Raw genomic sequence first — 25,995 nt, forward strand, 5'->3', positions numbered from 1 at the left:
CGGGGCAAGCCGATTTGGGCATCAGGTGCTGGAGCCGTTGATCGCCACGGTCGCACTTTGCATCAGGCCGTCCAGCTGCAGCCGCAAGCTGTCGACTATGCCGACATAGGCGTCGAGGAAACCGCCCAGCGCCGGAATGGCCTGTCTCAGGGCATCGGCGCTGATGTAGAGGGCCGAGGCGAGGATCGCGATGGTCATCACCAGAAGGAAACCGCTGCGGAACCCGCTGCGCCCCTCTTCCGCGACCGCTGCGGCATCGACCGGCATGTCCTCCATCGCCCGCTCGCTGGGCCGCAGGGTCGAGTTGATCTCTTCGACATCCGGCAGGCGGGTACGGCGCCCGGCAAGCTTGTCGTCGCTGTCGCCCTCGTCCGCGCTGATGACCTCGACCGACCGCTTTGCACCTCGGGCAGCGGCGTCGATCCCAAGATCGGTCTGCACTTCCAGGGGCTGGCCTGCCTCGGCCTTGCGCGCTTGGGCTTCCCGCTCGGCCTCTTCGCGCAGGATCGCGAGCACCGAGTCGTCGACCGCATAAGCCGCGGGGGCCGCTGCGGCGGCGGCCGCACCAGCAGCTGCAGCCTGTGCGGCGACAGAAGCAGAGTCATCCTCGTCGTCGAGATCCGGAAGCGGTGCGGCGGGTGCAGCGACGGGCTCGGCAACTGCCGCTGTCGCGACGACAGTTTCTGCGACCGCCTCGGCGGCAGGCACGGACTCGGCGGCAGGTGCCACGCTTTCTGCAACAGGTTCGACCACCTCGGACGTCACCGACGGCCCCGCGTCAGCCTTGGCGGCCTCTGCAACCGGCGCGGCGGTCTCCGGCTCGACGGTCGCCTCAGCCGAGGGTTCGACCGCAGCAACAGTCTCGGCCACGACGTCCGGCTCGGCACCGGGGGCGGGATCGGGCTCAGGTGCCGGTTCTGGAGCCGGTTCTGGTGCCGGTACGGGTTCGGGCGTTGCGGCAACCTCTGGCACCGGTTCTGCCGCCGGTTCCGGGGCGGGTGCAGGCTCTGGCACCGGCTCGGGTTCGGGCGCCTTCGCCACCGGCACCGCTGCCGCCGGCGCGGCACCGACTGCCTCTGCTACGGCCGCGCGCGGGCGCATCTGATACCATGCGTGTCCGCAGTTCGCGCATTGCACGTCGCGACCCGTTTCCGGAATCGCGTCCTCGGGCACCTCGTACTTCGCCTCGCAATTCGGGCAAACCAACCGCATTCTTATCCCTCAACGCATGTTTTTCCGGTCGCCGCGTCGATTTGTAATCCTTAATTCCTGTCGTTCCAAGGCCTTGTCGCACGCTCTTGTACAATCGTTTCAGCCTGTGCGATGGAAAGCGCAGTGACAGGGGCGCGGCACAAGGCCGAAATCCCGGGACTGCGGCAGGGGAACGGCGTGATCACCTTCGAGAACGTGGCCTACAATTACGGCGGAGGAGAGCTGCTCTCGGACGTCTCGCTGCGCCTCGCCCCGGGGTCCTTCCACTTTCTGACCGGGCCTTCGGGGGCGGGCAAATCGACCTTCCTCAAGCTCGCCTATGCCGAGCTGCAGGCGACGTCGGGCCGGGTCACACTGTTTGACCGCGACGTGAAAAGCCTGTCGCGCGACGATGTGGCCCGCACCCGCCGCCGTATCGGCATCGTGCACCAGGACTGCAAGTTCCTGGACCACATGACCCTTGCCGCGAACATGGCGCTCCCGTTCACCGTGTCCGATCGCGAAAGCTCGCCCCAGGACCTCGACGACCTCCTCTCCTGGGTCGGCCTGAAGCACCTGGCCAACGCATTGCCGCCGCAACTGTCGGGCGGCGAACGCCAGCGCGCCGCCCTTGCTCGCGCCGTCATCGTCGATCCCGACGTGATCCTGGCGGATGAGCCCACCGGCAACGTCGATTGGGAGATGTCATTGCGCATCCTCACCCTGCTGGTCGAGCTGAACAAGATGGGCAAGACCATCCTGGTGGCCACCCACGACCTCAACCTGATCCGCCAGGCCAAGGCCCAGATCCAGGCCCGCGTCCTTCGCATCGCCAAGCACCGCGTCCAGCTTGCGGGGGCCGACCTGTGAGACCCCCTGCCGCCAAACCCGCCAGCCCCACCACCCGCGCGCTGGAGGTTGTGCCCCCGTCCGGCCCCACCGCCTGGCTGACCACCTTCACCGCAGGCGCGATGACCTTCCTCTGCGTCTTCGCCCTCGCCCTCTCGCTCGCCTCGGGTCGCCTCGCCACCCGCTGGTCCGAGGCCTTGGCCAAGACCGCCACCATCCGCCTGTCCGCCCCGGCCGAACAGGTGCAGATCCAGACCGACGCGATCCTTGCCACGCTCGCCTCCACCCCCGGCATCGCCAGCTACCGACTGATCGACGATGCGGAAACTCGCACGCTTCTCGAACCCTGGTTCGGCCCCGGCCTGCCGGTCGAGGCGCTGCCGATACCGCGCCTGTTCGAGGTGGTCGAGGCCGAGCCGCCCTATGATTCCGAGGGCCTCCGCCAGCGCCTGACCGCCGAGGCGCCGGGCGCGATCCTGGACGACCATACCCGCTGGCGCCGCCCCCTGGCCGAGGCTGCCGCCCGCATCCGCCTTCTGGGTGTCCTCTCCATCGTGCTGATCGGTGCCGCCATGGCCGCGATGATCACCCTTGCCGCCCGCGCCGCACTGGCGACGAATGCCGAGGTGATCCGCGTCCTGCGCCTGGTCGGGGCCAAGGACAGCTACATCGCCCGCGCCTTTGTTCGCCGCTTTACCCTGCGCACGCTGGGCGGGGCCGCTGTCGGGGCCGCTGCCGGCCTGATCGGCGTCGCCGCCCTGCCCGCCGCCGATGCTGCCGGGGGCTTCCTGACCGGCCTTGGGTTCAGCGGGCTTGGCTGGCTCTGGCCCTTTGCCCTGCCGCCGCTTGCGGCTATCGTGGCCTTCCTCGCCACCCGCCGCGCCGCGTTCCAGAAACTGCGAGAGCTGACATGACCCCGATCCGCTGGCTCCTCTCGGCTCTCTTCATCATCCAGATGTACCTGGCGATGGCCGTGCTGGCCGTCGTCTTCGCGCCCTGGGCGCTGTTTTCCCGCACCGGCGCGCGCGTGGCCTGCAAAGCCTTCTGCCGCTGGACGATCTTCACCCTGCAAATCCTTTGTGGCCTGAAGTCCGAAGTGCGCGGCACGCCGCCCACCGGCGAATGCCTGATCGCGGCAAAGCACCAAAGCTTTCTCGACATCATCCTGATCTTCAACGCGGTCCCGGCGGGGAAGTTCATCATGAAGCGGGAACTGATGTTCGCCCCCTTCCTGGGCCAGTACGCCCTGCGCATCGGCTGCGTTCCGGTGAACCGCGGCAAGCGCGGCGCGGCTATCGCCAAGATGAAATCCGACGTGGCCGCCGGGGCTGCCGAGCCTGGCCAGTTGATCATCTACCCACAAGGCACCCGCGTCGCCCCGGGGGCGCACAAGGCCTACAAGGTCGGCACCGGCCTGCTTTACGAACAGTTGGGCCAGCCCTGCTATCCGGTCGCGGCCAACGTCGGCGTCTTCTGGCCCAAGCGCGGTATCCTGCGCAAACCGGGCCTCGCCGTGGTCGAATTCCTTGACCCGATCGCCCCGGGCATGGCGATCCCTGACTTCATGACCCGGCTTGAAACCGACGTCGAAACCCATTCGAACCGCCTGATGGCCGAGGCCGGTTTCACCCCGCGCTGACCGGACCCAGCCCCAACGCCTCGCGCAGCAGGCCGGAGGTCAGCACGCTCTGCGCCGCCATGAAATCCGTCAGGTCGCGGAAGATCGCCGGGTTGCGCCTGACGAAGGCGATGGCGCCCTCAAGATCGCGCTTCCGGGTGCAGATCGGGATCGGCAGGCCGGTCCATTCGATGAAGCCTTCGATCTTGTGGCTGTTCGACGGCACCGCGACGAAGGGACAGCCCGCCAGCGCCGCCGCATAGACGCCATGGTGCTGCCCGGTCACATAGACCTGCGCCTGGCGCAGCGTTGCGATCATGTCGGGCATGGGGGCAGAGAACATGGTCAGCCGGTGCCCCTCCATCCCGGCAAAGGCATCCGGCAGCGGCCCGTCCGCGTTTTCCCCACCAATCACCGTGCCGCTGGTCAGGGGCAAGGCCTCGCCACCCCCGGTAAAGCGCGGATCGGCCGCGGAATCGAGCAGCACCACCGGCGCACCGCCATACGCCCGCGCATAGGCCGCAGAGCGCGGTTCGCGCACCGCCAGAAGGGCCAACCCCTCAAGGATACGCTGGTCCGCATAGGCGTGCATCTGGAACAGCGCGTTGGCCAGCACTACCCGCTTGCCCTCGCGCCGGGCCCGGGCGATCACCCCCATCAGGAACCGGGATCGCGGCCCGTCATGGTGGATCGTGCCCTCGCCATTGACGAACACCACCTCGGCCGCTGTGAAATCCGCCTCGTTCAGCTGGCGTTCCTTGACGGTATGGATGCCGACGATCTCGATCTCGGGGATCTCGGCCAGCACATGCCGCAACGACCGCATCACTGCTTTGCAGCCGAAGTGCCGCGAGCCGCCGGTGTCGTTGACCAGAAACAGACGCATTCCGCTCCTCCCCCAGTCCGCAGGATAACCCACAGCACCGGGCCGAACACAAGCCGCCCGGACAGGATTGCCATCCCCCGGCAAAGCGAAGATCAAGGGCAAATCTCCTTGCCCTTGGGCAAATACTCCACGGGAGGTCCGGAGGGTGTGAAACCCTCCGGGGCCAGCAAAGGGTGCCACGACATGGACTGGATCACCACGCTTGACGACCTGCACGCGCAATACGGCTCGCCGGCCGAGGCCGCGACCGTCAAGGTCACGCCGCACCTGACGCCCGCCTACCGCGCCTGGATCGACCGCTCGCGCTTCTGCATCCTGACGACCGTGGGGCCGGAGGGCACCGATGGCTCACCCAGAGGCGACGAGGGGCCGGTCGTCACTGTCCTTGACCCGCAGACGCTGACGCTGCCTGACTGGCACGGCAACAACCGGATCGACAGCCTGCGCAACATCGTCCGCGACGGGCGGGTCAGCCTGATGTTCCTGATCCCCGGGGCCAACAACGCGCTGCGGGTGAATGGCACAGCGCGGCTCACCGCCGATCCAGCCCTTCGCGCCCGGTTCGAAAGGGACGGCAAGCAGCCCCGCACCGTCATCGTGATCCGCATTGCCGAGGCCTATTCCCAATGCGCCCGCGCCCTGATCCGTTCGGCCCTCTGGACCTCTGGTGACCAGTCGGCTGGTCTGCCCACCGTCGGCGACATGCTGCGCGAGATCACCGAAGGTCGGATCGACGGCACTGCCTACGACGCCGACTGGCCCGGACGCGCCGCGAAGACCATGTGGTGAACCGCTCTTCGGGGACTTCGTCCCTCATCGCTGCCGCCCCGCGAGGAGAAGCCGAAGGCGCACGACGAGCCCCGACGAGGAGAAGTCGAAGACGCACGACGAGCCACTCCCGGGGACTAACAAATCCCTAACGCCCGCAACCAAGCCATTGATTTCATACGGCTGGGAATCCTGTCCACCGTGGACAGATCAACTCAGCGGGCAGTCCGCGACCTCCAGGTCCAGCGCCAGCCGCGCCTCGGGCCCGTAGCCCAGGCCCGAGACGTTGATATAGAGCGATCCCGATTCAGCCCAGACCTCGGTCACCTGCATCGTCGTCCCTGCCGGGTCGATGGCCACCTTGTCGAACAGCGCGCATTCCCCCTCGAACCGCAGGACATAGCCGTTGAACCGCGCCTCGTAGAACCGCCCGATCCCCTTGGGATAGCTCAGCTCGATCCGCGAGGGACCGATCTCGACCGCGACCGGCACCACGTCAAGGCCCCCGGTAAACCCCTCGGGACCCAGGCCGAACTCGGTGCCCTCGCCCACGATCACGGTCCGCCCCCGCGCGACCAGCAGCGGGTTTTCGAAGTCGTTCCAGGTTTCCACCGTGAAGGTCACCAGCCGCCCGTCCAGCGTGCCCGCCTGGACTGACCCCGCCAGCAGCGCCGCAAGGAAAAGCCCCCGGATCATGCGAACTTCAGCGCCGCGATGCCGGCCAGGATCAGCATCACCCCCATCACCCGCATCAGGTTGACCGGCTCCTCGAACAGGAACACCGCCGCGATGGCGGTCCCCACGGCCCCAATGCCGACCCAGACCGCATAGGCCGTGCCCACCGGCAGCGACTTCATTGCCACTGACAACAGGTAGAACGACCCTAGCGCCAGCACGATGGTGATGACCGACGGCCAAAACCGGGTGAACCCTTCCGAATACTTCAGCCCCAGCGCCCAGCCGGTTTCCATCAGCCCGGCGATGACGACGATCACCCAGGGGTTCAAGCCGCCAGCCCTTTGGAACCCATCTCCAGGAACTTCTGCCGCCGATCCTTGATCAGCGCCTCGGGCTTCTTGCCCGACAGCTCGCCCAGCATCGCCTCGATGGCCTTGCCCACCGCGTCAATCGCCTCTTTTGGCGCGCGCTGAGCGCCCCCCAGCGGTTCCTTCACGATCCGGTCGATGATCCCCAGCTTCTGCAGGTCCTGCGCCGTCAGCCGCAAGGCCTCGGCCGCCTCGCGCATCTTTTCGGCGTCCTTCCACAGGATCGAGGCACAGCCTTCCGGCGAGATGACCGAATAGATCGAATGCTCCAGCATCGCGACCCGGTTCGCCGTGGCAAAAGCCACCGCCCCGCCGGACCCGCCCTCGCCGATCACCACCGAGATCAGCGGCACGCCGATGGCCAGGCATTTCTCGGTCGACCGGGCGATGGCCTCGGCCTGGCCGCGCTCTTCGGCCCCCTTGCCGGGATAGGCGCCTGCCGTGTCGATCAGCGTGATGACCGGGATGCGGAAGCGGTCGGCGAGGTCCATAAGGCGGATCGCCTTCCGGTACCCTTCGGGCCGCGCCATGCCAAAGTTGCGCTGGATGCGGGATTTGGTGTCGTTGCCCTTTTCATGCCCGATCACCACGACCGGCTGGTCGTTGAACCGCGCAAGGCCCCCGATCACCGCATGGTCGTCGGCAAAGGCCCGGTCGCCCGCCAGCGACGTGAATTCGGTGAACAGCTGGCCCACATAATCCATGCAGTGCGGCCGCTCCGGATGGCGGGCCACCTGACATTTCTGCCAGGCCGTCAGCGTCTTGTAGAGATCGCGCAACGCCTGATCCGCCTTGCGGTCCAGCGCCTCGGCCTCTTTCGAGACATCCATGCCCGGGCTGGTCTTCGCCATTGCCCGCAGCTCTTCGGCCTTGCCTTCGATGTCTGCCAGAGGTTTTTCGAACTCGAGGTATTGCATGCGGGCTTCCTTTGCGGGACCGCCCTTATATGCCCCCGGGCCGGGAGCGATGCAACTCGGCAAGATTTGTGCAGCGGGGACGTGCAAGTCTGACCTTGCGAAAGGAAAGGCGACATGACGAACGCGAACGAAAGGCGGCTGCTTCGGGTCCTTGACCATATCCATGACAACCCTTCCGGGGACCTGTCGCTCGATGCCCTGTCCGAGGTCGCGGCGATGAGCCGGTTTCACTGGCACCGCGTCTTCCGCGCGATGACCGGTGAGACGCTGGCCCAGGCCGTGCGGCGGATCCGGATGCAGCGGGCGTCCTACCTTCTGGTGATGACCGACGATCCGCTGCCCGCCATCGCCGCCGCCGTGGGGATGGAGAACCTCGCCAGCTTCCAGCGCGCCTTTTCCGACGCGTTCCTGATGTCCCCCACCGCCTTCCGCAAACGGGGCGAATTGCGCCCCTTTGCCCGCAGCCCAACCCCAAGGAGACCCCCGATGTATCCCGTCACCATTCGCAGCGAGGCCCCGATCCGCCTGGCCGCCCTGCCGCACCAGGGCGCCTATTTCGAGATTTCCCGCGCCTTCCAGAAGCTGTCCGCCGTCATGGCCAGCCGCGATCTGTTCAGCAATGCGGGCCGGATGATCGCCGTCTTCTACGACGACCCGCAGTCCACGCCCGAACCCGACCTGCGCAGCCATGCCGGGTTTGAAATCAAGGGGGCCTCCGATCTCTCTGCGCCCCTGGAGGACGTCACCCTCCCCGCCGGGCGTCAGGCGGTCCTCACCTACACCGGCCCCTATGCAGGCCTCCCCGCCGCATATGACGAGCTGTTCGGGGTCTGGCTGCCTGCCTCGGGCGAGGAACCCGCCGACAGCCCGTCGTTCGAGGTCTACCTCAACAGCCCAATGGACACCGCACCCGAGGCCCTGGTGACCGAACTGCACCTGCCGCTGAAGGGTTAGCGGCTCGCCTCCTGCTCCAGCCGTTGCCGGGCGATGGATTCGTGCTTTTCGGCGCGCATCTGGTCGTGGAAGGCCTGTTCCACATAGGCCATGTGCGCGCCAATCGCCTCGCGCGCGGCGACCGGGTCCCGCGCCTGGATCGCGGCGTTGATCGCCCGGTGCTGGTCCAGAAGCTGGTCGCGCGTCATCCGGTTCTTGAACATGACCTGGCGATTGTAGAACACCCCTTGCCGCAACAGGTCGAACATCGAACGCAGCATGTGCAGCATGATGACGTTGTGGGAAGCCTCGATGATCGCCATGTGGAACTCGGCGTCCAGCTGCGCCTCGTCGCTGGGGTCACGCTTCTGATGCGCCACTTCCATCTTGCCGAAGATCGTGGCGATCAGCTTCAGGTCCGTCTCGGACCCGTAGACCGCCGCCCGTTCCGCCGCCAGCCCCTCCATGTCGCGGCGAAAGCTGATGTAGTCGAACACCGCCTCGTCATGGGTGGAGAAAAGCTGCGCCAGGGCGGGAGAGAAGGCCGATCCCAGCACATCCGCCACGAAGACACCCGACCCGGCCCGGCTGACCAGTAGCCCGCGTTCCGCCAGGTCGGCGATGGCTTCCCGCAGGGACGGGCGCGAGACATCCATCTTCTCGGCCAGGTCGCGTTCCGAGGGCAGGCGCTCACCGGGGCGCAGGATGCCGCGCAGGATCAGCTGTTCGATCTGGCGGACGACCGAGTTGGACAGCTTTTCAGGCGTGACTTTCAGAAATGGCATGACGAACCCGGGTTATTGGTTCGGAAATATGACCGATCTTGCCAAAAGCGCAAAGCAAAAGGGGGCCGACCGGCCCCCTTTTCCCGTCATCCCACAAAATCAGTTGGTCGGGCGGATGATGATCTCAACCCGACGGTTCTGGGCGCGGCCCTCCGGCGTCAGGTTCGACGCAACCGGCTGGTCCTCGCCACGACCGTAAGCCGCCAGACGACCGCCCGGCACGCCCGCATCGCGCAGGACACCCGCAACCGCCACTGCACGGCGCTGCGACAGGTCCTGGTTGTAGGCCGCGGTCCCGGTGTTGTCGGTATGGCCGATCACCTCGATCCGGCTGTTCGGATAGCGCAGAAGGCTCGCCGCAACGGTGTTCAGGTCGGCGCGCAGGTCCGGGCGGACAGCGGCGCTGTCGGTCGCAAACAGCAGGTCCTGCGGCATGTTGACGATCAGGTATTCACCCGTGTTCGTCACCGAAATGTTCGAGTTCAGCGAGCCGCGCAGTTCGGCCGCCTGGCGGTCAAGGTCGGCACCGATCAGCGCGCCCGTACCGGCACCCAGGGCGCCGCCGATGATCGCGCCCTTCAGCTCGTCCCCGTCGCCCGCAACGGCGACGCCGGCCACCGCACCGGTCAGACCGCCGATGATCGCACCCTGCCGCTGGCGGGCGTTCGGGTCATCGGGATAGGCGTTCGGGTCAACCACACAAGCGGTCAGGCCCAGCGTGCTGGCCACGGCCAGGATAAGGGGGGTCTTCATCATCATGTTTGCTCTCGCCTCGATAGTTCGCCCATTGGCGGGCCTGTGCTACGACCCCTGCCACAATACATGAACCACGTCGAGAGGCAGGCTGTTCCGCAGGCTTTCGGCAGGCTTCCGCGCATTCACAACTCTGTGCGCGCGGCTTCCCAGGCCAGCATGGCGCGCTTCCTCGGCAGGCCCCAGTGATAGCCGCCAAGGCCGCCGTCCCGGCGTAGCGCCCGATGGCAGGGGATAAGAAACGAGATCGGATTGCGCCCGACTGCCGTCCCCACGGCGCGATGCGCCTGCGGATGGCCGATGGCCCCGGCGATGTCGGCGTAGGTCGTGACATGGCCCGAAGGAATGGCCAGCAGCGCCTCCCAGACCTTGATCTGGAATGGTGCGCCGATCAGGTGCAGGCTGGTCGCCTGACCGCCAAAGGCCGCGTCGACCATCGGGCGGATCGCCATCGGATCCTCGATATACCGCGCTTTCGGCCAGCGGCTGACCAGGTCCTCCAGCGCCGCCTCGGCCCCCACCTCGTCGGCAAATCCCATGCCGCAGATGCCCTTGGCCGTGGCCATCACCAGGGCCGGACCGAAGGGGCTTTCGAACCAGCCCCACTTGATTTCCAGCCCCTCGCCGCCCCGGGCATAGTCGCCGGGTGACATCGCTTCCCAGGTCAGGAACAAGTCATGCAGGCGTCCGGTGCCCGACAGCCCCGTCTCCAGCGCGGTGCCCAGCATGGTGTGCCGCTCGGCCAGAAGCCTGCGCGCATGGCCCAGCGTCAGGTACTGCTGATAGCGCTTGGGGCTGACCCCGACCCATTGGCTGAAGACGCGCTGGAAATGCGCCGGGCTCATGTTCATCTTGGCAGCGAGCGCTTCCAGCGTCAGCGCCGGGCTTTCGGCGTCGATCACCTGAAGCGCGCGGCCGATCACCTGGTAGTGGTAGGACGGGGATTGGTCGGTCATTGCAGTCTCCTTGGCCAGCACCCTAGCCCGGCGGCGGCAGTCCCGCGACCCGCTTCCTGCGCATCCGGAATTCCCGCCTTGAGCGTTTCATTCAGGCATGGGCAAGTTCCGGCACCGATGCACGAGGCTCCGATGCTCCGCCTTATCCTCTTGACCACCGCCGTTCTGGCCGCCCTGCCCGCGGCGGCCAAAACCGAAACCCGCTGCGGCTGGTATCACAACCCCACGCCCGCGAACGTCATCCTGGAAGACGCAGATGGCCAGTGGTGGATTTCCATGCAGGGCGGGCCGCCCGTCCCGGGGTTCGAGGACGCCTACACCCGTTCCTTCGACGACCGGCTGCGCATCGACTATGCCGGTCAGGTCACCGATCGCTACGGCTACAGTTGCGCCTGCGCCGAGGGCGAGTTCGACGCGGGCGGTGGCCAGTACGACAACGTCATCTCGATCTCGCGTCTGACCGAGATCCCGCTGTCACGCTGCGAACAGGACCCGGCCCTGCCGCCACCTTAGGCCCAAGTCGGTTGCGTCACGGTGGCCTCGCTGGCAAAAGGGCCGAATGACCCCGCAGCTGCCCTATGCCACCCTGAAACAGGTCTTCGCGCGTTTTGCCGAGATCGAGCCCGAACCGAAGGGCGAGCTGGAGCATGTGAACGCCTTCACCCTGCTGGTGGCGGTCGCGCTCTCCGCTCAGGCCACCGATGTCGGCGTGAACAAGGCCACCCGCAAGCTGTTCCAGATCGCCGACACGCCGGAAAAGATGCTGGCCCTTGGCGAAGAGGGCCTGATCGAGCACATCAAGACCATCGGCCTTTTCCGCAACAAGGCGAAGAACGTCATCAAGCTTTCCCGCCTGCTGATCGACAATTTCGGCGGCGAGGTGCCGTCGTCCCGCGCCGCTCTCGTCACCCTCCCTGGCGTAGGCAGGAAAACCGCGAACGTGGTCCTGTCGATGTGGTTCCACCACCCCGCCCAGGCCGTCGACACCCATATCTTCCGCGTCGGCAACCGCACCGGCATCTGCCCAGGGAAGGACGAAGCCCAGGTCGAACGCGCGATCGAGGACAACGTGCCGGTCGAATTCCAGGCCCACGCCCACCACTGGCTTATCCTGCACGGCCGGTATATCTGCATCGCGCGCAAACCCAAATGCGGCATCTGCCCGATCCGGGACTGGTGCCTTTACCCGGAGAAGACCGCATGAAATCCTACCAGGTCGTCGGCATCGGCAATGCCATCGTCGATGTGTTCTCCACCGCCGATGACAGCTTTCTCGACCTGATGGGGATCCAGAAGGGGATCATGCAGCTCGTCGAACGCGAACGGGGCGAACTCCTTTACGGCGCGATGACCAACCGCCAGCAGGCCCCCGGCGGGTCGGTGGCGAACACCCTGGCTGGCCTTGGCAACCTCGGCCTCACCACCGCCTTCATCGGCCGCGTCCACGACGATGCGCTGGGGAAATTCTACGCCCGCACCATGGCCGACGAAGGCACCGATTTCGTCAACCCCCCCGTCCCCGGCGGCGAACTTCCCACCTCCCGCTCCATGATCTTCGTCTCCCCCGACGGTGAGCGGTCGATGAACACCTACCTCGGCATCTCCTCCGAACTCGGCCCCGATGACGTGTCGGACAGCGTCGCAGGCAGCGCCGAGATCCTGTTCCTCGAAGGCTATCTCTACGACAAGCCCAAGGGCAAACAGGCCTTCGAACGCGCCGTCGAGCTCTGCCACAAGGCAGGCGGCAAGGCCGGCATCGCCCTCTCCGACCCCTTCTGCGTCGACCGCCACCGCGACGACTTCCGCCGCCTGGTCAAGTCGCTCGACTACGTCATCGGCAACGAACATGAATGGTCGTCCCTCTACCAGACCGACCTCTCCGCCGCCCTGGAACAGGCCGCCCAGGACGCAGGCCTCGTCGTCTGCACCCGCTCCGGCCACGACGTCATCGTCGTCCGTGGCGAAGAACAAGCCGTCGTCCCGGTGAAACGCGTCGTCCCCGTCGATGCCACCGGCGCTGGCGACCAGTTCGCCGCGGGCTTCCTCTACGGCCTCGCCACCGGCCAGTCGCTCGCCACCTCCGGCCGCATGGGTTGCGTCGCCGCCGCCGAAGTCATCTCCCATTTCGGCGCAAGGCCTGAGGCCGACCTCAAAGCCCTCTTCCGCAAGGAAGGCCTGATCTAGGGCGCAACAGAGCGACCGGCCCCGAATTTTCGTCGAAAATTCGAGACTGGCCCGACGACACCTGTCGTGGCAAAATGTTCTTTCTTTGTTCACGTCCCCGAGTCGCCCGCTTGCCCTTCGTCGAACTCTCTGCGCTTTCGAACTTCACCTTCCTCGCCGGGGCCTCCCACCCCGAGGAGATGATCCTGCGCGCCTCGGAAATGGGGATGCCTGCCCTCGCCGTCGCCGACGTGAACTCCGTCGCAGGCATCGTCCGCGCCCATACCAAGGCCCGGGAACTCGCCCGCGACGGCGGCCCCAAGGTGCGCCTGATCCCCGCCGCCCGCATCGTCCTGCAGGGCGGCTTCCAGGTCACCACCCTCCCCCGCGACCGCGCCGCCTGGGGCCGCCTCTGCCGCCTCCTCAGCCTCGGCCGCCTCCGCGCCGAAAAGGGCGACTGCAAGCTTGACCTCCCCGACCTCCTGCACTGGGGCGAGGGGATGGAGATGCTGATCCTCCCCCCCGACCAGCGCCTGACCCTCGCCTCGACCGGCACCACCACTGACCCGAAACTCTGGCTCTCCCACGCCCGGCAACTGGCCAAACGCTTCCCCGGCCAGGTCTCCCTCGCCATGGCCCCGCGCTATGACGGGCAGGACGCGACCCGCTTCGACACCCTTACCCAGCGCGCCCGGGCGCTGAACATCCCCACGGTCGCCACCGGCCTCCCCTTCCTCCACCACGGCAAACGCCGCCGCCTCGCCGATGTCCTGACCGCGATCCGCCTTGGCACCCCCGTCGACAAGCTCGGCCGCCGGGCGCTCCCCAACAACGAAGGCCGCCTGCGCTCCGAAGCCGAGATGCTCCGCCTCTTCGCCGGACACGAAGCAGCAGTCCATCGCGCCGGAGAGATCGCCGACCGCGCCGCCTTTTCGCTGGACGAACTGCAGTACGAATACCCCTCCGAGGTCGCCGGAGGCGAAAGCGCCGCCCAGCGCCTCGCCCGCCTGTCCGAAGCAGGCCTCCACTGGCGCTACCCCGAAGGCCCACCCGACCGCGTCCGCGCCCAGATGGCCCACGAACTCGCCCTGATCGCCAAGCTCAGGTACGAGCCCTACTTCCTCACCGTCCACGACATCGTCGACTTCGCCCGCAAACGCGGCATCCTCTGCCAGGGCCGGGGCTCCGCCGCCAATTCCGTCGTCTGCTACGCGCTTGGCGTCACCTCCGTCTCCCCCGAAATCGGCACCATGGTCTTCGAACGCTTCATCTCCGAGGCGCGGAATGAGCCCCCCGACATCGACGTCGACTTCGAACACGAACGCCGGGAAGAGGTGATCCAGCACATCTACGAAAAATACGGCCGCCACCGCGCGGGCCTTTGCGCGACCGTCATCCACTACCGCGGCAAACGCGCGGTGAGGGAGGTCGGCCGCGCCATGGGCCTCAGCGAAGACACCCTCGCCGCCATGTCCAGCCAGATCTGGGGCTGGGGCGGCCCCGGCGCGGTGACGGAAACGCGGCTGAGGGAAATCGGCCTCGACCCCACCGACCGCCGCCTTCGCCAGACCATGGCCTTGATCGACGAAATCCAGGGCTTCCCCCGGCACCTCAGCCAGCACGTCGGCGGCTTCATCATCACCGAAGGCCGCCTTGATGAGCTCTGCCCCGTCGAAAACGCCACGATGGAGGACCGGACTGTCATCCCCTGGGACAAGGACGACATCGACACGCTGAAGATCCTGAAGGTCGACATCCTGGCCCTGGGGATGCTCAGCTGCATCCGCAAGGCCTTCGACCTTCTGGACAAGCACCACCACCAGCATTTCACGCTGGCAACCCTGCCGCCCGAGGACCCGGAGACCTACCGCATGCTCTGCCGTGCGGACTCTCTGGGCGTCTTCCAGGTGGAAAGCCGCGCCCAGATGAACTTCCTGCCCCGGATGAAGCCGAAATGCTTCTACGACCTCGTGATCCAGGTCGCGATCATCCGCCCCGGCCCGATCCAGGGCGACATGGTCCACCCCTTCCTGCGGCGACGGAACGGGCAGGAACAGGTCAGCTTCCCCTCGGATGAGTTGGGCCGGGTCTTGGGGAAAACCCTCGGCGTCCCCCTCTTCCAAGAACAGGCGATGCAGATCGCCATCGTCGGCGCAGGGTTCACGCCGGATGAGGCCGACCGCCTGCGCCGCTCACTCGCCACCTTCAAGAAGCATGGCAACGTCAGCGAATTCCACGACCGCTTCATCGGCGGGATGCTGGCCAAGGGCTATGACGCGGATTTCGCCCGTCGCTGCTTCGCCCAGATCGAAGGCTTCGGCAGCTACGGCTTCCCCGAAAGCCATGCGGCGAGCTTCGCATTGCTGGTCTACGCAAGCGCCTGGATCAAGCGCCACCACCCCGGCATCTTCGCCTGCGCACTTCTGAACAGCCAGCCGATGGGCTTCTACGCCCCCGCCCAGATCGTCCGCGACGCCCGCGAACACGGCGTCACCGTCCTGCCGCCCTGCATCCAATCGAGCCACTGGGACAACCGGATGGAATGGCTCGACCGTCAGGGTCAACCGCCCGAACTCGCCCTCCGCCTCGGCTTCCGCCAGGTCCGCGGGATCGCCGAGGAGGAGGCGCGCTGGATCACCGGCGCACGCGGCAACGGCTACCAGACGGTCGAGGACGTCTGGCGCCGCGCCGGCGTCGCCCCCGCCACCCTGACCCGCCTCGCCGAAGCCGACGCCTTCGCCGCCCTCGGCCTCGCCCGCCGCGACGCGCTCTGGGCCGCCGAAGCGCTGGCCGAAGGCAAACCCCTCCCCCTTTTCGCCGGGGACATGGACGGCGAGGGGATCCTTGAGCCCACCATCACCTTCCGCGCGATGACCACGGGCGAGGCGGTGGTCGAAGACTATGTCGCCATGCGCCTGACCCTGCGGTCGCATCCGATGGCACTTTTGCGCGACATGCTGGACGCTGCCTGAAAAGGGGAGCCGCCTCGGGGGGCATCGAGCCCCCGCTCGGCGGCGCATCCGCGGGTCAGCAGGACACCCCCGCGCCCGTGGCTGATGTCGATGCCTCCGGCGGGAGTATTTGGGAAAAGAGCAAATGCAAAGCCGAGAGCGACCTTTCAGGCAATGCACCCCGGCGGTCGGCACCTCTTACAGTGCGAAGGGAGAGCTTCCCACGCCGCCGGGGCGACTTGCCCTTTTGCGGTCATCGTGACTCCTCCCTGTACCGCCCAACCTTCTTGCTCAAAGAAGGTAAAGAAACTCTCAAGCCTCCTTGCTCTTTTCCCCAAATACTCCCGCCGGAGGCATCCGCCACGTCCACCCTCGCCCCCCCCGCCCGATCATCTTCCGCGACAGCGCCGTCCGAGGGGTTCGATGCGCCCCTAGGCCAGCTCCCCCGTTCAAGGAATGGCCTTTCGCCGCGCCTTCGGCTAAGCCAGCCACATGCAAACCACCCTTCCCCAGATCAAGGACCTCGTGCTGATCGGCGGCGGGCATTCCCATGCGCTGGTCCTCCGGATGTGGGCCATGAACCCCCTCCCTGGCACACGCCTCACCCTCATCAACCCCGACCCCGCCGCGCACTATACGGGCATGCTTCCCGGCCTCATCGCCGGGCATTACCGGCGGGAGGAGCTGATGATCGACCTCGTCCGCCTCGCCCGCTTTGCCGGTGCCCGCCTGATCCTCGACCGCGCCACCGGCATCGACCGCGACCAGCGCCTGATCCAACTGGCCTCCCGCCCTCCGCTGCCTTACGACCTCGCCGCCATCGACATCGGCATCACCTCGGACCTCCCCGGCCACCCCCACACCATCGCCGCCAAACCCCTCGGCCCCTACGCCGCCGCATGGGAGGCCTTCCTCGCCCGCCGCCCCACCGCGCCGCACATCACCATCGTCGGCGCAGGCCTTGGCGGCGTCGAACTCGCCCTCGCCTCCGCCCACCGCCTGCAGGGCACCGCCCAAATCACGCTGATCGACCGCGCCCCCGACCTCCTCCCCACCCTCTCCCCCAAAGCCCGCGCCACCCTCCGCCACCACCTCGCCGCCGCCAACATCACCCTCCGCCTCAGCACCGCCGTCACCGCCATCACCCCAACCGAAGTCACCCTCGACACCGGCGAAGCCCTCCCCTCCGACTTCACCCTCACCGCGACCGGAGCCCGCCCGCATCCCTGGCTCGCCGACACCGGCCTCGACCATCGGGACGGCTTCCTTGTCACCGACGCCACCCTCCGCACCTCCGACCCCCTAATCTTTGCAAGCGGAGACTGCGCCGCCCTCCCCGATCCGCGCCCCAAGGCCGGGGTCTTCGCCGTCCGCGCCGCGCCGATCCTCCTCCACAACCTTCGCGCCAGCCTCATCGGCCAGCCGCTGAGACCCTTCCGCCCGCAATCCGACTACCTCAAGCTCATCTCCCTCGGCGCCAAGTCCGCGATTGCCGAAAAATGGGGCCTCACCACCTCCGGCCCCCGGCTCTGGAGCCTCAAGGACCGGATCGACCGCCGCTTCATGGACCGCTTCGGCGCCTATCCCGCGATGGCCGCCCCTGCCAAACCAAGGGACGCGACACAAGGCCTTGCCGAACACCTGAACCAACGCCCCCTCTGCGGCGGCTGCGGTGCCAAACTTGGGCCCGGAGTCCTTTCCCAAGCCCTCACCACCCTCCCCGCCCCGCAGCGCCCCGAGGTCCGCTCCGGCCCCGGCGACGACGCGGCGATCCTGGCCACCCCGACCGGCACCCAGGTCCTCACCACCGACCACCTGCGCGCCTTCAGCCAGGACCCCCGCCTGATGGCCCGCATCACCGCGCTCCACGCGATGGGAGACGTCTGGGCCATGGGCGCCGAGCCGCAGGTGGCCCTTGCCCAGATCACCCTCCCACCCCTTGGCCCCGACCTTCAGACCCGCATGCTTGCCGAGATCATGGACGAGGCCGCCCAAACCTTCCGCGACGCCGGGGCCGATATCGTCGGCGGCCACTCCACTGAGGGCGCCGAACTGACCATCGGCTTCACCGTGACCGGCACCACCGCCCGCCCGATCACAAAGGGCGGCGCAAAACCCGGCGACGCGCTGATCCTCACCAAACCGCTCGGCTCCGGCACCATCCTCGCCGCCGAAATGGCCCTGGCCCAGATCCCTGGCCTCCTGTTGGGAGAAGTCTGGGCTGCCTGCATCGCCCAGATGACCCGCGCCCAAGGCACCGCGGCCGCGATCCTCGCACCCCACGCCCATGCGATGACCGACGTCACCGGCTTCGGCCTCGCCGGTCACCTGTTGGAGATCCTCGACGCCTCCCATACCGCCGCGACGATCCGCCTGCCCGACATCCCCCTGATGCAAGGGGCCGAAGCACTGGCCCGCGCGGGCCAAGGCTCCTCGCTCCTGCCCGCCAACCTCGCTGCCGTCTCCTGGCGGATGACCGCGCCCTTGGGCCCTTGCACCGACCTGCTCTCAGACCCGCAAACCGCCGGAGGACTTCTGGCCGCCGTCCCCGCCGACCGGGCCACGAGCCTCCTTGCTGCCCTGCAAGCCGCCGGACATGACGCGGCGATCATCGGCCAGGTCACGGAAGGCGCGCCCCACCTGACCGTGGACGCCTAGCCCTTCATCAGGCCCAGAACCGCCCCAGCCACCCGTTCGGCCACAGCCGACAACGCCTCGACAGCAAGACTGTCCACCGAGACCTCCGCCACCGGCACCGCCATCCGGGCCCGGTGCTTGCCATAGCGCGGGTCGTAGTGCCGCTCCATCAGGCTGTCGGCCAGCGCCAGATGTTCTCCCGCGGCCGCCTGCGCGAGCCAGCCCTCGATCACCTCGGCCGCATACATCGGCTTCAGCCGCGCCACCGTCTCGGCAAGCAGCGCGGGATCGGAAACCAGGTCGGCATAGGCGCGTACCAGATACTCCGCCCGGGCCGCGCGCGGGGCGGCAATCGCCACTCGGGGCGCGGCGACCATCGCCTTCCAGATTTCCGGCGGCAGTCGGCAATTGCCGATCTTCGAGCTTTCCGCCTCCACCACAACCGGACGCGACGGGTCCAAGCCTGCAAGGGCCAAGGCCAGCGCCCCCTCGAACGCTTTCTGCGACGGCTGCGGCCCCACGGCCCCGAACAGCGAGCCACGATGCCGCGCCAGCCCCTCAAGGTCGATCACTTGCACGCCGAAGCCCGGCAACAGGTTCAGCACCTCGGTCTTGGCCGAGCCGGTATTGCCATCCAGCACCACCACCGGCGCCCGGACCGGCGTGTCATAGACCTCCCGCACGACCAGCCCGCGCCAAGTCTTGTAGCCGCCAACCAGGGTTTCCACCCTCCAGCCGATCTGGCCCAGGATCGTTGCAAATGACCCCGACCTTTGCCCGCCCCGCCAGCAATAGACCAGGGGCCGCCAGCCCCCCGGCTTGTCGGCCAAAGGACCCTGCAGATGCGCGGCCGCATTCTTCGCCACCAGCGCCGCGCCGATCTTGCGCGCGGAAAACGGTGAGACCTGCTTGTAGATCGTGCCAACCCGCGCCCGTTCCTCATCGTCCAGAACGGGCAGAGAGATCGCGCCTGGCAGATGGTCCTCGGCATATTCGGCAGGGGCGCGGACGTCGATGATGTCATCGAAGCCATGCGTCGCCAGATCGGCCAGAGAGGTCAGGGTGATCGCCATCACGCACTTCTTACCGGCCCCGGCGGAAAGGTGCCAGCCTGCGGAACGCAGCGGAAAAACCCTACTCGCGTGACGACACGATTTCGTGCATCATTCCGCCCATGCGCAGCCTTGTCCTGATCCTTGCGTGCAGCCTTGCCGCACCGGCCCTTGCCGGGTCCGAGCCGTCCCGCCTGACCGAAGCGGCGCGGGATCAGGTCGGCGTGACGGTTACCTACGACCCGGCCTATGTGTCGCTCGACTTTCCCGGTGGCGACCTGCCGCGCGACCGGGGGGTCTGCACCGACGTGGTGATCCGCGCGCTCCGCGACGGCTGGGGGATCGACCTGCAACTGGCGGTCAACCGCGACATGAAGGCGAACTTCTCGGCCTACCCCGCGCTCTGGGGCCTCAGCCGGACCGACCGCAACATCGACCACCGCCGGGTGCCGAACCTGCAGACACTGTTCGCCCGCATCGGGGCCGAGGTGCCGCTGGAGGAAGGTCCCGCGCCATTTCTGCCCGGCGACATCGTGACGTGGAAATTGCCCGGCAACCTCGACCATATCGGCATTGTGTCAGACCAACGCACACCGGACGGCACGCCCCTGATCCTGCACAACATCGGTCGCGGCGCGCAGGAGGAAGACATCCTCTTCGCCTATCCGATGACCGGCCACTACCGGATCGGCAAAGAGCAGGCCGAGAGGCTGAAGGCGCTGCAATAGCCCCGCCTGATGGCTCAACTTTTCTTAAAACTGTGCTTGCCCTTGGGAAAACACTCCACGGGGGTCCGGGGGGTGTGAAACCCCCCGGGGTCGGCCAAAAAGTGCCGCGACGAAACCTTAAGGATTCCTGAACGGAAAATCATAAGCCTTTGATTTAAATCACGTCCCAGAGATTGTCCACCGTGGACACTTCCCCTCAGATCCCCGCCTCCAGCCGGTCCACCAGCGCCGCCAGCATCCCCCGGCACCGCTCCACCTGCTCCACCGACACCCATTCGTCCGGCTTGTGCCCCTGTGCCATCGACCCCGGCCCGCAGATCACCGTCGGCACCCCGAGCCGCTGATCGAAGAGCCCGCCTTCCGTCCCGAAGGCCACCTTCATCGTCCCGTTGGCTCCCGTCAGACCCTTCACGAACCGCACCACCTCGGCATCCGACAGCGTCCCGAGCCCCGGGTAATCCCACATCCGCTCCACCGTGATCGCCGCCTCCGGAAACTCCCCGCGCAAGGGCGCGACGATCGCCTCTGCCTCGGTCTCCAGCCGCCGGATCAACCCCGCCACATCCTCCCCCGCCAGCGACCGGATCTCGAAATCCAGCACCGCCAGATTGGGCACGATGTTGACCTGCACCCCGCCCGACATCTTCCCCACATGCAGCGTCGTGTAGGGCACGTCGTAGTCCCCGTCCCTGAGGCCCGTCGCAGCCACCTCGGCCTGAACCCGCCGCACCGCGCCCAGGAAATCCCCCGCCAGATGCAGGGCGTTCAGGGCCAGAGGTGCCAGCGCCGAGTGCCCCTCGCGCCCCCGGCAGGTCGCCCGCAGCGCGACCTTCCCCTTGTGGCCCGTTGCCACCTGCATCCCGGTAGGTTCGCCTACGACGCAGAACCGCGGCCGGATCGGAGCCGCCGCCAGAAGGTCGATCAGCGACCGCACCCCCATGCAGCCGATCTCCTCATCATAGGACAGCGCCAGGTGCAGCGGGACCTTCAAGCTCCGCTTCGAGGCCAGGATCATCGCCTCCACCGCGCAGGCGACGAACCCCTTCATGTCCGCCGCCCCGCGCCCATAGAAGCGCCCGTCCGCCTCGGTCAGCGCGAAGGGCGGCACGGTCCAATCCTGCCCCTCGACCGGCACCACGTCGGTGTGACCTGACAGCATGACCCCGCCCACGGCGCCCGGCCCGGTCGAGGCGAAAAGGTTCGCCTTCCCGTCCCCTGCATCCGGCACCAGCGTCACCGCCAGCCCCTCGGCCTCCAAGAGGCCGCGAACATAGTCCATCAGCGCCATGTTCGGCCGGTGGCTCACCGTGTCGAAGGCCAGAAGCCGCTCCAGTATCTCGCGCATGATCCCCTCGCTTTCACCCCTGCTAGCGCGAAATCCGCCACCCGGAAAGCGTTCGATCACGCCGTTCCGCCCTTGTGGCCGGACCCGGGCTTTGCGAGACTCCGGCCCATGCCTGCAGAAAGCCGCCCGATGCGCCTTGCCGTTCCGTTCCTTGCTGCCCTTCTCGCCACCACAGGACCCGCTGGCGCCGATCCCGCGAATGTGGCCCTGACCCAGTCCGGCACCAGCGGGGCCGCCGCGCGCATGGTGCTGGCGCAGAACGCGTATCAAACCGCGATGCAAGAGGGCGATCCGATCCTTCTGCTGGCGGCAATCCGGCTGGCGCGGTCCGTGACCGTGCGCCTGCCGACCGGCTGGACGCGGACAACGACGGACGAAGGCGCCGCCGACCAGGAGGTCGGGCGGTCGGCGGCAGCGGACCCGGCCTCGCCGCAGGTGCTGGCCATCGCGCAGGCCCTGGCGGGAGAGGATCATTCCCTGCAGGACATCGTCTATGACCTGGACGCCCAGCGCCCGCATGGCCGGCAGCCGACGGCGATCCGGGCCGAGGCGGCGGTTGCGGGCGGGCAGACCGACAGCTGGCGGATCGCGCTGTTCGGCGATGTCCCGGCCGAGCTGGGCCTGATCGGCGACGGGGACAGCCCGCTGGAACTGACTGTGACGGACGAAACGGGCAGCACGGTTTGCACGTTGCCGCCGGGCATCGCTCCGGCGCTGTGCCGGTTCACCCCGGCCCGCAACGGCTTTTTCGACGTATCCGTCCGCAATCATGGCAAGGTGCAGAACAGCTATCAGCTGGTCGGCAGCTAGGTGACGGCATTTGTCATGCCAACCCACCTTCTCAACGCCCGAAAGGCCTGTAAAGATCGATCCGTTCCATCCTTTATCGGGACGGTGAAACCGCAGGATCCGCCATCATGACCAGGACATTCCTCGTTCTTCTTGCCTCAACCGCGATTGCCGTAACCACGCTTCCGTCCATTGCCCAAGACAAGTCGGGCCCGAATGTGGGCGCTGCAGCGGCCGATGCCGCCCCGGGCGGAGCCGCGACCATGGGGCTCGCGCAAGAGCTTTATGCCGTCGGGGCCGCCCAGGGTGACGCGGTCACCGTGCTGGCTGCAGCCAAGCTGGCGGCATCGGTGGATGTGGCGAGTGCCGAGCCCGCCGCCCTTGACCCCGCGAAGATCGCCTTTGCCGAGGGCGACCAGGAAACCCTCCGCAAGAAGGCCGCACCGGCAGCCCCTGCTGCTCCGGCGCCGATGATGAACGACGGCACCCCGCGCGCAGCCGCAAAGGCGACCTTCTTCAGCGCCACGTCCGAGGAAGAAGGCGCGGCCGATGCCCCGGTCACCGCCGAAGCGATGTTTGCCAAGGCCAAGGAACTGGCCGCCGATGACGAGGCGATGCTGGGCCTGATCGACGACGCGATGGCCGAAACCTCACGCGGCAGGATCGGCGGGGCGGTGGAATGGCTGTCGCGCCTGCCTGCGGGCCAGACCGATGTCTGGGAGATTCCCTTTTATGGCAACTCTTACGCCGAGATCGCTGTCGTGGGTGACGGCGATGCCAACCTCGACGTCGCGGTGACCGACGAGAACGGCAACGTGATCTGCTATGACGTCAGCTGGTCGGACAAGCTGTACTGCGACTGGACCCCGGCCTGGGACGGCTATTTCTACGTCACGGTCCAGAACATGGGCGGGTCACGGAACAGCTATTACCTGCTGACCAACTGATCCAGCGTTCCAAAACGAGGAAGGCCCCGGAGCTGCGCTTCCGGGGCCTTTTGGCTTTCATTCCGTTCACTTGGCCAGAAGTGCCTCGATCTCGGCCCTTGCGGGCATCGACGGAGCCGTCCCCGGACGCGTCACCGAAATCCCCGCTGTCGCACAGCCAAAGCGGACGGCCTCGATCACGTCGCGCCCCTCGGCCAGCGCCACCGAGAACCCGCCGTTGAAGGCATCGCCCGCGCCCGTGGTTTCCACCACCGGCCCGGCCGAGATCACCGGGACATGCACCGTGCGCTTCGCGTCGTGATAAAGCGCACCCTTGTCGCCCAGCGTGATGACCACCGCCCCCACGCCCTTGGACAGGAGCGCCCCGGCTGCCGCCTTCGCCTCGTCGACCGTGGTCACCGGCATCCCGGTCAGCGCCTCGGCCTCGGATTCGTTCGGGGTGACATAGTCGCACAGGGCCAGCATCTCGTCGGACAGCGTCGCCGCCGGCGCGGGGTTCAGGATCGTGGTCACGCCTGCCTCGCGCGCAATCTGCAGGGCGCGCAGGGCCGCCGGGATCGGCTGTTCGAGCTGCGTCACGAAGATCGCCGCCGACCGGATCAGGTCGGCCTTCTCCTCGACATCCTGCACCGAGACCCGGCCCGCCGCGCCGGGCGCGACGATGATCGCGTTGTTACCGGTGGCGTTCTCGATGAAGATGTAGGCTGCACCCGTGTAGCTTTCGGCATCCACCTTCACTTCGGGCACCACCCCAGCCTTGGCCCAGGTCGCCCGGGCGATGTCGGCGAAGGCGTCATCCCCAAGCCGGGTGATGAAATGGACCTTGCCCCCCGCCATCGCCGCCGCGACGGACTGGTTCGACCCCTTGCCCCCCGGCCCAAGGGCGAAGGATGTGCCAAGGATCGTCTCGCCCATCTTCGGCTGACGCTCGGCGCGGTAGGCGGTGTCGGCGACGAAGATGCCGAGGATCACGATGGGTTTCATGGCTCAGGCCTCCGGAGGGATCACGCCCTTGCGGAACATGAAGCAACCGTAGAAGCGGCGTTCCCCGGTCTGGATCACCGCATAGGACTTGCGCGCCATGTCGTAGAAGGCAAAGCGCTCGATCCCGATCATCGGGCGAGGGCGGCCTTCAGCGCGGTCGATCTCGGCCTGGACTTCCTTCTGCACCGGCGGGATTTCGGAAGGATTGCCCACAACCTCCATCCGGCCAGCGAAATCGTCGACGAAAGTATCCAGCGGCAGGACCGACAGGATCGCGTTCACGGCTTCCGCGCAGGTCAGGTTCTCCATCCGCAGAAGCTTGCCCGTCACCGTGGCCCGCGCGACCGAGTCGGAGGGAAAGTTCGTGTCAGCCACGATCAGCACGTCGCCATGGCCCATCGCGCGCAGCACGGCCAACACTTCGGCATTCAGCCGGTTGTCGATACCCTTCAGCATGTGTCCTCCCTGTGGCGGGCCGGTCTAGATGCGCTTGCCGGTCGCCTTGTCGAATAGATGCGCCACTGCGGCGTCGGGCGCCAGAGTGATCGTGGCCCCCGGTCCGAAAGCGACCCGGTTGCGGAAAACGGCGGTCATCTCGCGCCCTTCCAGCCGGACGACGACATGGGTCTCGGATCCCGTGGGTTCGACGACCGCGACAGTGCCGGTCAGCCCCTGATCGGCCAGCGACAAGTGTTCAGGCCGGATGCCGTAGACGACCTCTTGCCCCTCTTGCGCCGTGACGCCAGGTGGCAGCGGCAGCGTGGCACCCGCCACCGCGACCTTTCCACCTGCGACGCGCCCGTCCAAGAGGTTCATCGACGGGCTGCCAATGAAGGCGGCGACGAAGGTGTTGGCGGGGCGGTCGTACAGCTCCAGCGGCGCGCCGACCTGCTCGATCCGGCCGCCCTGCATCACGACGATACGGTCGGCCATCGTCATCGCCTCGATCTGGTCGTGGGTGACATAGACCGTCGTGGTCTTAAGCCGCTGGTGCAGTTCCTTGATCTCGGTCCGCATCTGGACCCGCAGCTTGGCGTCGAGGTTCGACAGGGGTTCGTCGAACAGGAACACCTGCGGGTCGCGCACGATGGCCCGGCCCATGGCGACGCGCTGGCGCTGCCCACCCGACAGTGCCCGGGGATAGCGGTCAAGATAGGGCGTCAGGCCCAGGATTTCCGCCGCGCGTTCGACCTTGGCCCGGATCGCGTCCTTGTCCATCCCGCGCATCTTCAGCGCAAAGCCCATGTTCGCGGCGACGGTCTTGTGCGGGTAAAGCGCGTAGTTCTGGAACACCATCGCGATGTCGCGTTCCGAGGGCGGCAGGTTGTTCACCCGCTTTGGCCCGATGTTGATGTCGCCCGCCGTCACTTCCTCCAGCCCCGCTATCATCCGCAGAAGGGTGGACTTGCCGCAGCCCGAGGGGCCGACGAGCACCACGAAAGCCCCGTCCGGAATGTCGAGGTCAAGGCCATGGATGACCTGCAAGCCGCCATAAGTCTTGCGCAGTGCGCGGATTGTCACTTCGGCCAAGCGCTCGTCTCCCTGGTGCCCCGGCTGCAGTCGTAACCCAGCCAAGCCGGGTCTGTCCATCCGCTGACCATACTAACATGTTAGAAACTTGACAGGCCCCTGCCACCTTGCGAAGCTGCCCCCGGCAAGCTGCCAGAAAAAGGGGAAGGGGAGACCCCAATCGTTCA

The 25,995-nt window shown here is 67.2% G+C and carries 26 protein-coding genes and 1 pseudogene; 13 read left to right on the plus strand and 14 right to left on the minus strand.

Annotated features, from left to right (window positions below; translation table 11 throughout):
- Nucleotides 1–21: 21 nt before the first annotated feature.
- On the minus strand, nt 22–1,101 hold the full coding sequence (locus AC2EAL_RS02035; protein ID WP_484723409.1) for a hypothetical protein: 1,080 nt from the start codon (nt 1,099–1,101) through the stop codon (nt 22–24).
- A 12-nt stretch (nt 1,102–1,113) separates the two neighbouring features.
- Nucleotides 1,114–1,212: pseudogene (locus AC2EAL_RS02040) on the minus strand (DUF7836 family putative zinc-binding protein); the annotation flags it as partial.
- A 177-nt stretch (nt 1,213–1,389) separates the two neighbouring features.
- Between AC2EAL_RS02040 and AC2EAL_RS02045 the strand changes: the two are divergent.
- From AC2EAL_RS02045 to AC2EAL_RS02055, 3 genes are read left to right on the plus strand one after another with little or no spacing between them, the layout of a single operon-like run.
- Nucleotides 1,390–2,061: a cell division ATP-binding protein FtsE gene (locus tag AC2EAL_RS02045; RefSeq protein WP_484723384.1), complete on the plus strand. Its 672-nt coding sequence runs from the start codon at nt 1,390–1,392 to the stop codon at nt 2,059–2,061.
- Complete coding sequence (locus AC2EAL_RS02050) at nt 2,058–2,954, plus strand: cell division protein FtsX (RefSeq protein ID WP_484722501.1); 897 nt, start codon at nt 2,058–2,060, stop codon at nt 2,952–2,954. Before AC2EAL_RS02045 ends, AC2EAL_RS02050 begins: the two co-directional genes overlap by 4 nt.
- Nucleotides 2,951–3,679 (plus strand): lysophospholipid acyltransferase family protein, encoded by a 729-nt coding sequence (locus AC2EAL_RS02055; protein ID WP_484722502.1) that lies wholly within the window; start codon nt 2,951–2,953, stop codon nt 3,677–3,679. The genes AC2EAL_RS02050 and AC2EAL_RS02055 overlap by 4 nt, the downstream gene beginning before the upstream one ends.
- Here AC2EAL_RS02055 and AC2EAL_RS02060 read toward each other — a convergent pair.
- Nucleotides 3,666–4,544, minus strand: a complete 879-nt coding sequence (locus tag AC2EAL_RS02060) for a hypothetical protein (protein WP_484722503.1) — start codon at nt 4,542–4,544, stop codon at nt 3,666–3,668. The genes AC2EAL_RS02055 and AC2EAL_RS02060 overlap by 14 nt on opposite strands.
- A 183-nt stretch (nt 4,545–4,727) precedes the next feature.
- Here AC2EAL_RS02060 and AC2EAL_RS02065 point away from each other — a divergent pair, with 183 nt between their 5' ends.
- Complete coding sequence (locus AC2EAL_RS02065; protein WP_484722504.1) at nt 4,728–5,333, plus strand: pyridoxamine 5'-phosphate oxidase family protein; 606 nt, start codon at nt 4,728–4,730, stop codon at nt 5,331–5,333.
- A gap of 189 nt (nt 5,334–5,522) precedes the next feature.
- Here AC2EAL_RS02065 and AC2EAL_RS02070 read toward each other — a convergent pair whose 3' ends face one another.
- The 3 genes from AC2EAL_RS02070 to AC2EAL_RS02080 are packed head-to-tail and all read right to left on the minus strand — an operon-like array spanning nt 5,523 to nt 7,275.
- The gene (locus AC2EAL_RS02070; RefSeq protein WP_484722505.1) at nt 5,523–6,008 is read right to left on the minus strand and encodes a hypothetical protein; all 486 of its coding nucleotides are present in this window, start codon (nt 6,006–6,008) and stop codon (nt 5,523–5,525) included.
- Entirely contained in the window at nt 6,005–6,319 is a 315-nt protein-coding gene (locus AC2EAL_RS02075) for a DMT family transporter (protein WP_484722506.1), read from the minus strand. The genes AC2EAL_RS02070 and AC2EAL_RS02075 overlap by 4 nt, the downstream gene beginning before the upstream one ends.
- A complete protein-coding gene (locus tag AC2EAL_RS02080) occupies nt 6,316–7,275 on the minus strand; it encodes an acetyl-CoA carboxylase carboxyltransferase subunit alpha (protein ID WP_484722507.1) in 960 nt (319 codons plus the stop codon). Before AC2EAL_RS02080 ends, AC2EAL_RS02075 begins: the two co-directional genes overlap by 4 nt.
- Before the next feature lie 114 nt (nt 7,276–7,389).
- Between AC2EAL_RS02080 and AC2EAL_RS02085 the strand changes: the two genes are divergently transcribed.
- Entirely contained in the window at nt 7,390–8,229 is an 840-nt protein-coding gene (locus tag AC2EAL_RS02085) for an AraC family transcriptional regulator (protein WP_484722508.1), read from the plus strand.
- Here AC2EAL_RS02085 and AC2EAL_RS02090 read toward each other — a convergent pair.
- The 3 genes from AC2EAL_RS02090 to AC2EAL_RS02100 form a co-directional block, all read right to left on the minus strand.
- Nucleotides 8,226–8,993: an FCD domain-containing protein gene (locus AC2EAL_RS02090; RefSeq protein ID WP_484722509.1), complete on the minus strand. Its 768-nt coding sequence runs from the start codon at nt 8,991–8,993 to the stop codon at nt 8,226–8,228. The two genes, AC2EAL_RS02085 and AC2EAL_RS02090, sit on opposite strands and share 4 nt — an antisense overlap.
- A gap of 99 nt (nt 8,994–9,092) precedes the next feature.
- On the minus strand, nt 9,093–9,752 hold the full coding sequence (locus AC2EAL_RS02095; protein ID WP_484722510.1) for a YiaD family glycine zipper/OmpA-like lipoprotein: 660 nt from the start codon (nt 9,750–9,752) through the stop codon (nt 9,093–9,095).
- Nucleotides 9,753–9,871: 119 nt separating this feature from the next.
- Nucleotides 9,872–10,702: a methylated-DNA--[protein]-cysteine S-methyltransferase gene (locus AC2EAL_RS02100; RefSeq protein WP_484722511.1), complete on the minus strand. Its 831-nt coding sequence runs from the start codon at nt 10,700–10,702 to the stop codon at nt 9,872–9,874.
- A 132-nt stretch (nt 10,703–10,834) separates the two neighbouring features.
- Between AC2EAL_RS02100 and AC2EAL_RS02105 the strand changes: the two genes are divergently transcribed.
- From AC2EAL_RS02105 to selD, 5 genes are all read left to right on the plus strand, one after another.
- On the plus strand, nt 10,835–11,215 hold the full coding sequence (locus AC2EAL_RS02105) for a DUF4087 domain-containing protein (RefSeq protein ID WP_484722512.1): 381 nt from the start codon (nt 10,835–10,837) through the stop codon (nt 11,213–11,215).
- Between the two features lie 46 nt (nt 11,216–11,261).
- Entirely contained in the window at nt 11,262–11,906 is a 645-nt protein-coding gene (gene nth, locus AC2EAL_RS02110; protein WP_484722513.1) for an endonuclease III, read from the plus strand.
- Entirely contained in the window at nt 11,903–12,886 is a 984-nt protein-coding gene (locus AC2EAL_RS02115; RefSeq protein WP_484722514.1) for an adenosine kinase, read from the plus strand. Before nth ends, AC2EAL_RS02115 begins: the two co-directional genes overlap by 4 nt.
- 74 nt (nt 12,887–12,960) lie before the next feature.
- Nucleotides 12,961–15,837 (plus strand): error-prone DNA polymerase, encoded by a 2,877-nt coding sequence (locus AC2EAL_RS02120; protein WP_484722515.1) that lies wholly within the window; start codon nt 12,961–12,963, stop codon nt 15,835–15,837.
- Nucleotides 15,838–16,308: 471 nt separating this feature from the next.
- Nucleotides 16,309–18,474: a selenide, water dikinase SelD gene (gene selD / locus AC2EAL_RS02125; RefSeq protein ID WP_484722516.1), complete on the plus strand. Its 2,166-nt coding sequence runs from the start codon at nt 16,309–16,311 to the stop codon at nt 18,472–18,474.
- On the opposite strand, the gene mnmH is transcribed toward selD, so the two are convergent.
- Entirely contained in the window at nt 18,471–19,526 is a 1,056-nt protein-coding gene (mnmH, locus tag AC2EAL_RS02130; protein ID WP_484722517.1) for a tRNA 2-selenouridine(34) synthase MnmH, read from the minus strand. The two genes, selD and mnmH, sit on opposite strands and share 4 nt — an antisense overlap.
- Before the next feature lie 101 nt (nt 19,527–19,627).
- Between mnmH and AC2EAL_RS02135 the strand changes: the two genes are divergently transcribed.
- Nucleotides 19,628–20,233, plus strand: coding sequence for a DUF1287 domain-containing protein (locus tag AC2EAL_RS02135; RefSeq protein WP_484722518.1), 606 nt, complete (start codon nt 19,628–19,630; stop codon nt 20,231–20,233).
- A 196-nt stretch (nt 20,234–20,429) separates the two neighbouring features.
- Here the strand turns inward: AC2EAL_RS02135 and argE are convergent, their stop codons facing one another.
- A complete protein-coding gene (gene argE, locus AC2EAL_RS02140) occupies nt 20,430–21,578 on the minus strand; it encodes an acetylornithine deacetylase (RefSeq protein WP_484722519.1) in 1,149 nt (382 codons plus the stop codon).
- A gap of 108 nt (nt 21,579–21,686) precedes the next feature.
- Here argE and AC2EAL_RS02145 point away from each other — a divergent pair, with 108 nt between their 5' ends.
- Both AC2EAL_RS02145 and AC2EAL_RS02150 read left to right on the plus strand, forming a co-directional pair.
- Nucleotides 21,687–22,388: a hypothetical protein gene (locus AC2EAL_RS02145; protein WP_484722520.1), complete on the plus strand. Its 702-nt coding sequence runs from the start codon at nt 21,687–21,689 to the stop codon at nt 22,386–22,388.
- Between the two features lie 107 nt (nt 22,389–22,495).
- Nucleotides 22,496–23,314, plus strand: coding sequence for a hypothetical protein (locus AC2EAL_RS02150; protein WP_484722521.1), 819 nt, complete (start codon nt 22,496–22,498; stop codon nt 23,312–23,314).
- A gap of 66 nt (nt 23,315–23,380) precedes the next feature.
- On the opposite strand, the gene rbsK is transcribed toward AC2EAL_RS02150, so the two are convergent.
- The 3 genes from rbsK to AC2EAL_RS02165 are packed head-to-tail and all read right to left on the minus strand — an operon-like array spanning nt 23,381 to nt 25,828.
- Nucleotides 23,381–24,298 carry a ribokinase gene (gene rbsK / locus AC2EAL_RS02155; RefSeq protein ID WP_484722522.1) on the minus strand — a complete coding sequence of 306 codons (918 nt, stop codon included), beginning with the start codon at nt 24,296–24,298 and terminating at the stop codon, nt 23,381–23,383.
- Between the two features lie 3 nt (nt 24,299–24,301).
- Nucleotides 24,302–24,754, minus strand: coding sequence for an RbsD/FucU family protein (locus AC2EAL_RS02160; protein ID WP_484722523.1), 453 nt, complete (start codon nt 24,752–24,754; stop codon nt 24,302–24,304).
- Between the two features lie 24 nt (nt 24,755–24,778).
- Nucleotides 24,779–25,828, minus strand: coding sequence for an ABC transporter ATP-binding protein (locus tag AC2EAL_RS02165; RefSeq protein ID WP_484722524.1), 1,050 nt, complete (start codon nt 25,826–25,828; stop codon nt 24,779–24,781).
- Between the last annotated feature and the right edge of the window lie 167 nt (nt 25,829–25,995).

Source organism: Tabrizicola sp. T74 (assembly GCF_057219935.1).

What these genes read in the sequence shown, in the direction of transcription:
- AC2EAL_RS02035 (WP_484723409.1), bottom strand. Translation starts at nt 1,101, where the DNA reads ATGCGCCCGCGCGCGGCCGTAGCAGAGGCAGTCGGTGCCGCGCCGGCG.
- AC2EAL_RS02055 (WP_484722502.1), top strand. Translation starts at nt 2,951, where the DNA reads ATGACCCCGATCCGCTGGCTCCTCTCGGCTCTCTTCATCATCCAGATG.
- AC2EAL_RS02060 (WP_484722503.1), bottom strand. Translation starts at nt 4,544, where the DNA reads ATGCGTCTGTTTCTGGTCAACGACACCGGCGGCTCGCGGCACTTCGGC.
- AC2EAL_RS02065 (WP_484722504.1), top strand. Translation starts at nt 4,728, where the DNA reads ATGGACTGGATCACCACGCTTGACGACCTGCACGCGCAATACGGCTCG.
- AC2EAL_RS02070 (WP_484722505.1), bottom strand. Translation starts at nt 6,008, where the DNA reads ATGATCCGGGGGCTTTTCCTTGCGGCGCTGCTGGCGGGGTCAGTCCAG.
- AC2EAL_RS02080 (WP_484722507.1), bottom strand. Translation starts at nt 7,275, where the DNA reads ATGCAATACCTCGAGTTCGAAAAACCTCTGGCAGACATCGAAGGCAAG.
- AC2EAL_RS02085 (WP_484722508.1), top strand. Translation starts at nt 7,390, where the DNA reads ATGACGAACGCGAACGAAAGGCGGCTGCTTCGGGTCCTTGACCATATC.
- AC2EAL_RS02090 (WP_484722509.1), bottom strand. Translation starts at nt 8,993, where the DNA reads ATGCCATTTCTGAAAGTCACGCCTGAAAAGCTGTCCAACTCGGTCGTC.
- AC2EAL_RS02095 (WP_484722510.1), bottom strand. Translation starts at nt 9,752, where the DNA reads ATGATGATGAAGACCCCCCTTATCCTGGCCGTGGCCAGCACGCTGGGC.
- AC2EAL_RS02100 (WP_484722511.1), bottom strand. Translation starts at nt 10,702, where the DNA reads ATGACCGACCAATCCCCGTCCTACCACTACCAGGTGATCGGCCGCGCG.
- AC2EAL_RS02105 (WP_484722512.1), top strand. Translation starts at nt 10,835, where the DNA reads ATGCTCCGCCTTATCCTCTTGACCACCGCCGTTCTGGCCGCCCTGCCC.
- nth (WP_484722513.1), top strand. Translation starts at nt 11,262, where the DNA reads ATGACCCCGCAGCTGCCCTATGCCACCCTGAAACAGGTCTTCGCGCGT.
- AC2EAL_RS02115 (WP_484722514.1), top strand. Translation starts at nt 11,903, where the DNA reads ATGAAATCCTACCAGGTCGTCGGCATCGGCAATGCCATCGTCGATGTG.
- AC2EAL_RS02120 (WP_484722515.1), top strand. Translation starts at nt 12,961, where the DNA reads ATGTTCTTTCTTTGTTCACGTCCCCGAGTCGCCCGCTTGCCCTTCGTC.
- selD (WP_484722516.1), top strand. Translation starts at nt 16,309, where the DNA reads ATGCAAACCACCCTTCCCCAGATCAAGGACCTCGTGCTGATCGGCGGC.
- mnmH (WP_484722517.1), bottom strand. Translation starts at nt 19,526, where the DNA reads ATGGCGATCACCCTGACCTCTCTGGCCGATCTGGCGACGCATGGCTTC.
- AC2EAL_RS02135 (WP_484722518.1), top strand. Translation starts at nt 19,628, where the DNA reads ATGCGCAGCCTTGTCCTGATCCTTGCGTGCAGCCTTGCCGCACCGGCC.
- argE (WP_484722519.1), bottom strand. Translation starts at nt 21,578, where the DNA reads ATGCGCGAGATACTGGAGCGGCTTCTGGCCTTCGACACGGTGAGCCAC.
- AC2EAL_RS02145 (WP_484722520.1), top strand. Translation starts at nt 21,687, where the DNA reads ATGCCTGCAGAAAGCCGCCCGATGCGCCTTGCCGTTCCGTTCCTTGCT.
- AC2EAL_RS02150 (WP_484722521.1), top strand. Translation starts at nt 22,496, where the DNA reads ATGACCAGGACATTCCTCGTTCTTCTTGCCTCAACCGCGATTGCCGTA.
- rbsK (WP_484722522.1), bottom strand. Translation starts at nt 24,298, where the DNA reads ATGAAACCCATCGTGATCCTCGGCATCTTCGTCGCCGACACCGCCTAC.
- AC2EAL_RS02160 (WP_484722523.1), bottom strand. Translation starts at nt 24,754, where the DNA reads ATGCTGAAGGGTATCGACAACCGGCTGAATGCCGAAGTGTTGGCCGTG.